Annotated in this window: 9 protein-coding genes and 2 pseudogenes; 9 read left to right on the forward strand and 2 right to left on the reverse strand. The window is 46.8% G+C overall.

Features of this window, described 5'->3' with window-relative positions; translation table 11 throughout:
* Positions 1 to 52 precede the first annotated feature (52 nt).
* The 5 genes and pseudogenes from umuC to IAE30_RS30205 form a co-directional block, all read left to right on the forward strand.
* Positions 53 to 1,199 (forward strand): annotated as a pseudogene (gene umuC, locus IAE30_RS29480) (translesion error-prone DNA polymerase V subunit UmuC); the annotation flags it as partial.
* Positions 1,200 to 1,287: 88 nt separating this feature from the next.
* Positions 1,288 to 1,485 (forward strand): hypothetical protein, encoded by a 198-nt coding sequence (locus IAE30_RS30190; protein ID WP_234465579.1) that lies wholly within the window; start codon positions 1,288 to 1,290, stop codon positions 1,483 to 1,485.
* A 60-nt stretch (positions 1,486 to 1,545) separates the two neighbouring features.
* Complete coding sequence (locus IAE30_RS30195; protein ID WP_234465574.1) at positions 1,546 to 1,800, forward strand: hypothetical protein; 255 nt, start codon at positions 1,546 to 1,548, stop codon at positions 1,798 to 1,800.
* Positions 1,801 to 1,804: 4 nt separating this feature from the next.
* Positions 1,805 to 1,948 carry a hypothetical protein gene (locus IAE30_RS30200; RefSeq protein ID WP_234465573.1) on the forward strand — a complete coding sequence of 48 codons (144 nt, stop codon included), beginning with the start codon at positions 1,805 to 1,807 and terminating at the stop codon, positions 1,946 to 1,948.
* 250 nt (positions 1,949 to 2,198) lie between these two features.
* Positions 2,199 to 2,288: a DUF4113 domain-containing protein gene (locus IAE30_RS30205; protein WP_370569516.1), complete on the forward strand. Its 90-nt coding sequence runs from the start codon at positions 2,199 to 2,201 to the stop codon at positions 2,286 to 2,288.
* Positions 2,289 to 2,476: 188 nt separating this feature from the next.
* Here IAE30_RS30205 and IAE30_RS30475 read toward each other — a convergent pair.
* Positions 2,477 to 2,740, reverse strand: a pseudogene (locus IAE30_RS30475) (hypothetical protein); the annotation flags it as partial.
* Between the two features lie 115 nt (positions 2,741 to 2,855).
* Positions 2,856 to 3,341 (reverse strand): hypothetical protein, encoded by a 486-nt coding sequence (locus IAE30_RS29495; RefSeq protein WP_200539296.1) that lies wholly within the window; start codon positions 3,339 to 3,341, stop codon positions 2,856 to 2,858.
* A gap of 478 nt (positions 3,342 to 3,819) precedes the next feature.
* On the opposite strand from IAE30_RS29495, the gene IAE30_RS29500 reads away from it, so the two are divergent.
* The 4 genes from IAE30_RS29500 (at position 3,820) to IAE30_RS29515 (ending at position 8,685) form a co-directional block, all read left to right on the forward strand.
* Positions 3,820 to 5,028, forward strand: a complete 1,209-nt coding sequence (locus IAE30_RS29500) for an AAA family ATPase (protein ID WP_200539295.1) — start codon at positions 3,820 to 3,822, stop codon at positions 5,026 to 5,028.
* Complete coding sequence (locus IAE30_RS29505; protein ID WP_200539294.1) at positions 5,025 to 6,011, forward strand: ParB/RepB/Spo0J family partition protein; 987 nt, start codon at positions 5,025 to 5,027, stop codon at positions 6,009 to 6,011. The genes IAE30_RS29500 and IAE30_RS29505 overlap by 4 nt, the downstream gene beginning before the upstream one ends.
* Positions 6,012 to 6,378: 367 nt before the next feature.
* Entirely contained in the window at positions 6,379 to 6,957 is a 579-nt protein-coding gene (locus tag IAE30_RS29510) for a hypothetical protein (RefSeq protein WP_200539293.1), read from the forward strand.
* Between the two features lie 502 nt (positions 6,958 to 7,459).
* A protein-coding gene (locus IAE30_RS29515; RefSeq protein WP_370585644.1) for an IS3 family transposase occupies positions 7,460 to 8,685 on the forward strand; the annotation gives its coding sequence in 2 pieces (ribosomal slippage) (positions 7,460 to 7,802 and positions 7,802 to 8,685; 1,227 coding nt in all).
* The last annotated feature ends 689 nt before the right edge of the window (positions 8,686 to 9,374 follow it).

The raw sequence follows: 9,374 nt of genomic DNA on the forward strand, positions 1-9,374 counted from the left end.
CTAAAATCAGCATGTGTTGTATGAAATATAGTCAATTCCAAATAACATAGATGCAAAAGCACTGGGTATTAAAATGGGGGCGCCATGGTTTCAGATAAAATCGGAAACTTATCCTGAAAAGGTCTTTATTTTCAGTTCGAACTACGGGCTTTACCATGATCTCAGCCAGCGTGTCATGACCGCTTTGGAGGAGCTGACGCCCCGCGTTGAGCAGTACAGCATTGTACGAAATGTTTCTGGACCTGACTGGCATTGACGGTTGTGAAGACTTTGAGCATTTTGGCCGTCGACTGAGAACCCATGTTTTGAATACAACAGGTCTAACTGCAGGTGTGGGAATGGGACCCACCAAAACACTGGCAAAATCAGCGCAGTGGGCAAGCAAGGAGTGGAAGCAGTTTCGGGGCGTTCTTGCACTGACAGCTGGCAATACTAAGCGAACCGCTACCCTTCTGGAAAACCAGCCGGTGGAGGAAATTTGGGGGGTGGGTCGGCGCATTGGCAAACGTCTCAACCTGATGGGCATCAATAATGCCCTTCAGCTGGCACGTACCCACCCTGCCCTCATACGTAAGAACTTTAACGTGGTGCTGGAGCGAACCGTACGTGAGCTGAACGGCGAATCTTGCATCCCGATAGAGGAGCTACCTCCTGCTAAACAGCAGAATTGCTGCTCAAGGTCATTTGGTGAGCGCATTGCTTCAAAAGTGTTCATGCAGCAGGCGCTTTGTCAGTACACAACGAGGGCCGCCGAAAAGCTCAGGGGCGAGCGTCAGTTTTGCAGGCGTATCTGCGTGTTTGTTCGAACCTCCCCCCATGCAGTCAAGAATGTCTTTTACGGTAACAGCGCTGGCGAAAAGCTAAACCTTCCCACACAGGATACGCGGTACATCATCGAAGCGGCCATGCGATCGCTTGACCGTATATGGCTGGAAGGTCGCCGGTACATGAAGGCGGGCATCATGCTTGATGACTTTACACCGAATGGCGTCAGCCAGTTTAATCTCCTTGATGATACTCAGCCACGGAAGAACAGTACGCAACTGATGAAAGTGCTCGACGGGACCAACCAGTCAAGGCTGGGGAACTTGTGGTTCGCTGGACAGGGAATTAATACGGAATGGAAAATGAAACGGGAGATGCTCAGCCCGTCATGGACGACACGCTGGTCTGATATTCCTGTTGGACGCGTACTTTAATCAGACGAAAGGGTCTCAGTCTGAAGTTGTTTTAGTATTCCACATAAATCATTCCATGAGCAACAGGGTTATGTACTGTATTGAGGAGATGGTTCCCCGCCTTGAAGTGTACTCGGTGGACGAGGGATTTTGCGATTGCAGGGGAATGGAACTGACCATGCCTTATGAAGATTTCGGACGGAGGACCCGGGAACATGTTCTGCAATGCACCGGCCTGATGGTGGGTTGTGGCCTGGCGCCAACGAAAACGCTGGTAAAATTGGCTCAGTGGGCAAGCAAAGAGTGACCTCAGTTTCGTGGTGCGCTGGCGCTGACGGCTGATAATCCCGGGCGCATTGAGAAAATATTGTCACGGCAGCCCGTCGAAGAACTGTGGGGAGTGGGTTCAAGGATCGGCAAAAGGCTTAATCTGTTAGGCATCAAAACGGCGCTCGAACTGGCTCGCACCTCCCCTGTGTTTATCCGTCAGAATTTCAGTGTCGTTCTGGAACGAACCGTGCGCGAGCTCAACGGTGAGTCCTGCATTGAAATGGAGGATGCCCCTCCCTCAAGCAGGAGATTGTGGCAGCCGGGGTTTCGGCGAGCGTATTACAACTTATGAGGCCATGCGTCAGGCAATATGTGCTTACGCCGAAAGTGTGGTTGAAAAACTACGAGAAGACCGTCAGTTCTGCCATCAGGTTTCCGTCTTTATTCGCACATCCCTTTTGATACAGGTCAGCCGGGTTATGGCAACACGGCATTTGTGAGATTACGCGTTGGTACGCAGGATACACGCAGTATCATTGAAGCGGCGGTGAAGTCCCTGGACACAATATGACGCCCAGGCTTCTGCTACGCCAAAGCAGGCATCATGCTTAATGAGCTAAGACCAAATGGCGTTGCACAATTGAACCTCTACGATAATGAAGTTCCCCGCCCAGGAAGTGAAGCGCTGATGATCCTGATGGACGAAATGAACAGTCAGGTCGCTACAGCATAGGTTTTGCTGGAAAAGGCATACCGCCGGAATGGAGGATGAAACGAGAGATGCTAAGTAAAGCGTGGATAACAAACTTGAAGGAGCTGCCCATTGCCAGAATATGCTGATAAGCAACCGTCTGCTTTGCCACGACATCTGCTTAATTAAGCTTTCGCATTTGATGAACGTTAGTATTCGATAGAGGGTGGCCTATCTGACTGCCTACAGGAACTCAAGCTAAGTGATCTGCACAATTTCCATTTTGGCGGCGGTCTAGGACGTGTCAGTCAACACTCCTGTGTCTTGGCTAAGAGAACTAATCCCAATAGGTAAATGTGCTCTCTACGTTCACATCATTCTCTTCAATTTTGTTCTTGCCTCCAGCAATACCTGGAATAATTACGGTGACGTGGTCAAGCGCCTTGGTGCACTGTTCACATTTATCCCACTCACTGCAGTGTGTTTTCGTTTTCTCAATAGTGGAGAATGTCTTAATACTGACTTCTGCTGCAAGTCTGCCTGATTTGTCATAACTGTATTCTGTTGTTCTCGAAGTAGATTGCATGCCAGTTAACTGGCCAGCATTGTTGTATCCGAATTGGGTAAATGATTGGTCGGACTTTGAAGAGCTTCTTCTTTTAAACTGATTAAGTGACCATCAGAGCTATGATGATAATGGGTCATTGCTATCCTTGTTAGCGGTAAAGAGTCATACACTTTTTCAGTAATATCACCGGACTTCTCAATGATTCCCTTTGGGTTAACCAGGTAAATCCCCTTGATATGAGAATCGACAAAAAGGGTGTTTTTTGCGTCAAAGTTTCCGTCAGAGAATTATGGAAGGCTATATTTGTATCCCACCCATAGACCAGCCGGCTAACGTGCAAGGTAAAGAACGTTGCCAGAATGTCTCTTAGTGATTTTTCATTTCTCTCAAGAGCAATATCGGCCTGTAGCAAACCGCCGCAATGGTCAAATGAGAAAGTACCGGTTCCCCGCATAAATACATCATCACTTTCGAACTGCATATTCATGTTTTTCAGAACCGCATTGGATGGTATCTGGTCTATAAGGATTAATGAGTTAATCTGATTGGCAGCTTTTTGTTCGGAAGAATAGGTTGCCGCAACAGCCAAGGAAGAGCAGGGCAGTGCAAGACATACGAGCACAGCTTTGGTCACGAAATCAATTTTCGTCCTGGAGTGCAATGAATGCTGCAGAATCTTAGGGCAAGATGATAAGCAGAAGCTTTAGGGATGATGTTCACATCAAGCATTTTTATAGGAGAACATTCATTTGTTATTTTATTTGGAACAATTTCGCATTGATTATGGCTCAAACTAGTCAAAAAAATACGGGAATTTCAGGTTGAAATTAAAATAATTTACTCATAATAATCATATAGTTAAGCATGAAACTTCCGCGGGAAAAAATTGAAATTTTGGCTTACAAAACGAGCCTAACTGGAAATAGGGAGGGGAGGGCATACAGACACTGAACAGTATCGCATTCTGATTTTCTTCTATTTTATCAGCAATTTGCGAACTTGGTGATCTAACCATTGTCAGCCGTACAAACATTTAATGAATTTACATTAAATGTTGCACATACAATTATATTGCGTACAATCACATCATTGATTGCCATCGGAGCGGACGAATGAAGAGTAATTACGGCGGATTAGACGAGACGGCACGCAGAGCAAATGCAATGCTGAGGAGCATGAGTGACGACATTACTGTGAGACGTAATGAGTTTGGTCTTGATCAGTACTATCAGACTTTCACTCGTAATTCGGTTGCCAATCTTCCTAAGCTAAGTCGTCGTGCCGTTGAGCAGGCAATAGATGAAATGGAAGAGAAGGGCCATGTTTTCGGGAAAAAGGATGCGGGTAATGCAAAGCATTATGCGCTGACCATTCAGGACGTGGTGGACATCTATGCCCATCGTAAGGTTCCCAAGTATCGCGATCTGCACGCTGGGGAAGGTCCCTTTGTTGTGTTTGTCGTAAATCTGAAAGGCGGCGTCTCTAAAACAGTCAGTACCGTTACCCTTGCTCATGGCCTGCGTGTCCATCAGGATCTGCTGCAACATGACTTACGTATTTTGGTGATTGACCTCGACCCACAGGCTTCCAGCACGATGTTTCTGAATCATGCCAACAGCATCGGTTCCATTATGGAAACGGCTGCGCAGGCAATGCTGAACGACCTGGACGCGGAACAACTCAAAGATGACATCATTAAGCCCACCATAATCCCTGGCGTGGATGTGATCCCAGCCTCCATCGATGATGGTTTTATTGCAAGTCAGTGGAATGACCTGGTCAGACAGCATCTTCCTGACATGCTGCCTTCGGATGTTCTTCGCCAGACCATCATTAACCGTGTTGGTAAAGACTACGACTTCATTTTCATCGATACGGGTCCGCACCTTGATGCATTTATGCTTAATGCACTGGCTGCAAGCGATCTGCTGCTGACGCCAACGCCGCCGGCTCAGGTTGATTTTCACTCAACGCTCAAATATCTCACTCGTTTACCGGAAATGATCGAGCAGTTAGAAGAAGAGGGCATCACACCGCAGATTAAGGGCAACATTGGTTTTATGTCCAAGATGACTTCAAAGCGCGATCATGAAATGACACATGGCCTGGCACGGGATGTCTTCACCTCTCATATTCTCGACGCCACCTTGCCACGTCTGGATGGGTTTGAACGCTGTGGAGAGAGCTTCGATACCATCGTCAGCGCCGACCCCAGCTCATATCCGGGGAGTTCTGAGGCCCTGAAAAATGCAAAACGTGAAGCAGAGCGGTTTACGCAGGCGGTGTTTAAACGAATTGAGTTTGTAAGGGGAATCAAATGAAAAAGGAAATGGTCAAACTGGGCCGCCAATTGGGAAACTCAAGCTTCTCAAAAATGATGAGCGAATCAGAGAACGAACGCGTCTTTACCCTCAAATCTGGTACAGAGGCGCGCTTTACGCTCACAAAAATATTGCATGATGATATTGAAGCACAGACCTTTGTGGATGGGTCCGTAAATGGCCGTGACCAGAGTTTGCTGACGCAGGAGTCGGTCAGCGATATTGCACGCACGATTAAGCTCCAGCAGTTCTTCCCGGCGATTGGTCGTGAGGTGGACGGGCGGATTGAGATACTGGATGGCTCGCGCCGCCGTGCAGCCTGTATCTTCAATGACACGCCATTTGAAGTGCTGGTGACCCGTGATGCCTTGTCACTTGCTGATGCACGTCAGCTAGCAGTCGATATCCAGACAGCCAGAGAACATACCCTGCGCGAGTTGGGTAAACGGCTTAAACTGATGTACCCAAGTGACATGAAGCAAGCTGAAATCGCGTCAGCTGAAGGACTGTCTGCTGCTAAAGTTACGCGTGCATTTCAGGCGGCTGCTGTACCAGATGTAATGATCGCCGTTTTTCCCTCAGTGAATGAGCTGTCAATCAGTGACTACCAGGCCCTGCTTGATGCCGCTGAAAAGGCCAGCGCGAAACACATTAGCTATGAAGATCTGGCCGCCGGGGTGCGTGGCCGTATGGCCAGTGATTCCTTTATCGCACTCGACGAACCCGCTATTAAAGCAAAAATTCTTGGCTATTTCCGTGTGGAAAGCGCCGATGCAAAACTGAGTCGTGGTTCTAAAAAAATCATTACTGAGAAGATGGCTGAGTTTGCAGATAAAAAGCAGTTTGCTCGCAAGAAAACAGATGCAGATAAACGCCTTGTAACCTATGAGTTTTCCCGTTTGCCGGCTGCATATCAGGCGGAGCTGGATGAAGCTGTAAAAGCCGTTCTTGAACGTATGCAGGCTGACTCGAAAGCCAATTAAAGTCCATCCATCCCCCTGTGTATGAGGCATCTCCCTCGTATACAGGGGCACACCTGTGAATATAGGAGAAATTTACCCAGCCTGATTCATAGTTAACTTACTATTTTAATTGAAAAAGTTGTTAAAATTTCAAACTGAAATTCCCATTTTTATGAAGTAAATCCTCCTGTTAGTAATCACCTATTGAAGTATTGTTCCCAACGAATTACTGTTTCAACTGAATGGTATATGCTTGTTCTTCTAATAGATTCTCTTATCAGGTGTCTTAAACGACACATCAGGTTTTCTATTTTCGTCATACTTAACACATAGCATTGAGAAGCTTTCCTCAGGCTAATATATAGGTTTAAAAGTATAGAGAGCCATAATGAGTAGCGACTGCCCTTCACCATCCTATAGCTTGCAGGAACTTATTAGTCTCAACGTGTTTCGCAAAGAATACGGGACATTTGGTTTTGACACGTTTGCTACAGACGTCACTGCGTGGGCAGAAAACCAAGTCATGGCGGGGTCACAATCTGAAACCTTATTGATTCTGGCTTCGCTAAATCTTGAACATTTTCCTGATCGTGATGAAGTGGAATTATATTTAGCTCGGTATCAACAGGAAAATGGTATGGCGAACCCAGACAAAATTATAAGTACATTGATATGGCTCAGAATAAGACTTCTACAAATTTCAGACGCAGTCAATGTGATTGAAGTCGAATACCGGTTGGCTTTCTTCACTCAATGGTGTCTGGATTTCAGTCCAAGGGCTTTTGGAAAAATTACGGGCGCATTATCCAGCCTGTACTGGGAATTGTATGACGAAGCCCTACCTGTGTTTCAATCAAGAGCATCTGAAATGAGCGAAGAAGAACTATTTTGTTATGTCAGGGAGCGCATTAATCCATGGCTTCGTATACTCAGAAACGACGACTGGATTTGGGTTTTAGTGAGATAAACGCCCGGTATTGACCACTGTTAAATTATCTCTTGCGATCAATTCCCCTGAAATTAGTAGAGACCAAACTACGACGCCTTTTCAGTGTGACACATTAATGGAGCGTAGTGATCTTCAAGTTGTACAAAGAACATTGGTACCATTTCAACAGCTAATGGGCTTTAACCTAATCTCATCAAATCAGAGTGGCTTCAAACCCCCTATTACCACAAGGGAGTGCCCAAATTTCTTTTTAATCATGTCTGTAAGAAATATTGGATTTGAGGAAATCTAAGGTCTCGCTCTAAAATATAATCTTTTCAATTAGTTAGTAGTTTAGTGTTACTTAGATGGTTAAGGGATAATATGTCTCATTAGCCAGGACGTCGCTACGTGAAAATTAAGATATAAGCAGCACTATTCCCCTTCAGAATTCACCAAAACGCGCCACTTTCATTGCTTTCAGTTGTAATAGCCCCCGTTTAAACCGGACACTTCACCAGTAAGACATAGGCATAGAGCTATGTTTAAGGAGTGTCCTGTGCAAAGAATCGAAGTGATCACTGGCGAGCAAAAACGCCGTCGTTATACTCCTGAAGAGAAAGCCCGTTTTGTTGCGCTCGCCATGCAGCCTGGCTACACCGTCTCACTCGTTGCCCGGCAATATGGCATCACACCCAGTCTTCTTTTTAAGTGGAAACGGCTCATGAACGAGGGTGGAAAGTCTGCGATCTCCGCTGGCGACGAGGTGGTCAGCGTCTCCGAGGTCAAAGCGCTGGAGAAAAAAGTCAAACAGCCTGAACAAATGCTGGGCCGCAAAACGATGGAAGCCGAAATCCTTCGGGATGCGCTTGAGATAGCCCAGGCAAAAAAGTTGATATCGCGCATGCCATTGCTGCCACCGGACGATACCCCCTAATCCGAATAGCAGAAGTGCTCTGCGTATCGCGTTCGAATCTTTATGAACGGCGGCTAAAGAAGCGCCAGCAGCGGCCAACCCGCTATAGCAAAGATGATGACGCCCGACTGTTACCGCTTATCCGCCAGATATGCAGCGAGCGGGCGACAAACGGCTATCGTCGCGTGACGGCACACCTCAATCGTGCGCTGAAGGAACAAAACTGGCGGGTTAACCCCAAACGCATTTACCGGATCATGCAGGCGAATAACCTGTTGCTGGCAAAATCTGGTCATAGAAAGCCAGAGCGCAGTCATACCGGCAACGTCGTGACACTCAAGCCAGATACGCGCTGGTGTTCAGATGGCTTTGAAATCCGCTGCTGGAATCGGGAAGTCGTGCGGGTAGTGTTCAGCCTTGACTGCTGTGATCGCGAAGCCATCTGCTGGTCGGCGACAACAGGTGGAATAAACAGCATTATGGTGCAGGATCTGCTGACAGAGAGTGTGGAAAAGCGCTTTGGCAATACGCTTTACCTGCCACATGCCGTTGAGTGGCTGACCGATAATGGCAGTTGCTACATAGCGGACTCAACAAGAACGTTCGCCGCCTCACTCGGGTTCATCGTGTGTACGACGCCAGTGCGCAGTCCGGAGAGCAATGGGATGGCTGAATCGTTCGTTAAAACGTTCAAGCGTGACTACGTGCATGTGAATGATCTGCGGGATGCGATGACAGTGATGGGAAAACTGACGGAATGGATGGAAGACTATAATAACTGGCATCCCCATAAAGGGCTGAAAATGCAGTCACCAAGGGAATACAGAAGTTCGCTGCTAGCTATAAATTAACCGTGTCCGTTTTAGCGGGGGCAACTCCATCAGTATCGTGAATGGCCATATCAAACAGAGTCAGATTTTTGAGTTAAAGTTTAAGTAGGTTGTTCATCTAAGGAGATGATCATAGTCAAACAGGCACATACCCGGGGTTTGATATCGAGCTTAACAGGATGGTATTGGCCACGTCGGTGAGCGCGGTGACGCTGTGATAAGGACTGCTCCGGGCTGAGGGGATATCTGAACAACAGAAACGTAAACGAATTCGCAAGCGTAATAGGCATTTGATTAGAATATAAATAATCGGGTGTCCAACTAGCGCTGAGAATAGTTCCAGCCAGTAGTGACAAAATCCTAATGAACTTTTGTTGAGGGCTGAAGATCCATCTTAAACAGGACAACACGTCAACAACGGTGCACATTTATCAACCGTGAGTTAAGACAGTAAAGTCCAGGAGGCTCTGCCAGGTTGATAATGATTGCCTACTCAATCTTGCTACACGCTTAGCTTCAATGATTGATGTAAGGGCAAGTTATCTTTCACTTATGCAGACATAAGCCAAACGGCAGGGGGGGTTTATTTAAATCGAACCAAATAGACCAATCGCTAGACTGGTCGGGGCCGTTTGTCAGCATGATAATATTGATTTAAGTGTATTAGTCGCGACTTGATCTGACATATGGCCTTGAAAGGTTGAGAGTTA

This window comes from Pantoea sp. S61 (assembly GCF_016625145.1).
GTDB classification, from domain to species: Bacteria; Pseudomonadota; Gammaproteobacteria; order Enterobacterales; family Enterobacteriaceae; genus Pantoea; species Pantoea rwandensis_B.

Excerpts from the sequence above, each read along its gene's own strand:
- IAE30_RS29510 (WP_200539293.1), top strand. The coding sequence starts at position 6,379 with ATGAGTAGCGACTGCCCTTCACCATCCTATAGCTTGCAGGAACTTATT.
- IAE30_RS29500 (WP_200539295.1), top strand. The coding sequence starts at position 3,820 with ATGAAGAGTAATTACGGCGGATTAGACGAGACGGCACGCAGAGCAAAT.
- IAE30_RS30200 (WP_234465573.1), top strand. The coding sequence starts at position 1,805 with ATGCGTCAGGCAATATGTGCTTACGCCGAAAGTGTGGTTGAAAAACTA.
- IAE30_RS30190 (WP_234465579.1), top strand. The coding sequence starts at position 1,288 with ATGGTTCCCCGCCTTGAAGTGTACTCGGTGGACGAGGGATTTTGCGAT.
- IAE30_RS29505 (WP_200539294.1), top strand. The coding sequence starts at position 5,025 with ATGAAAAAGGAAATGGTCAAACTGGGCCGCCAATTGGGAAACTCAAGC.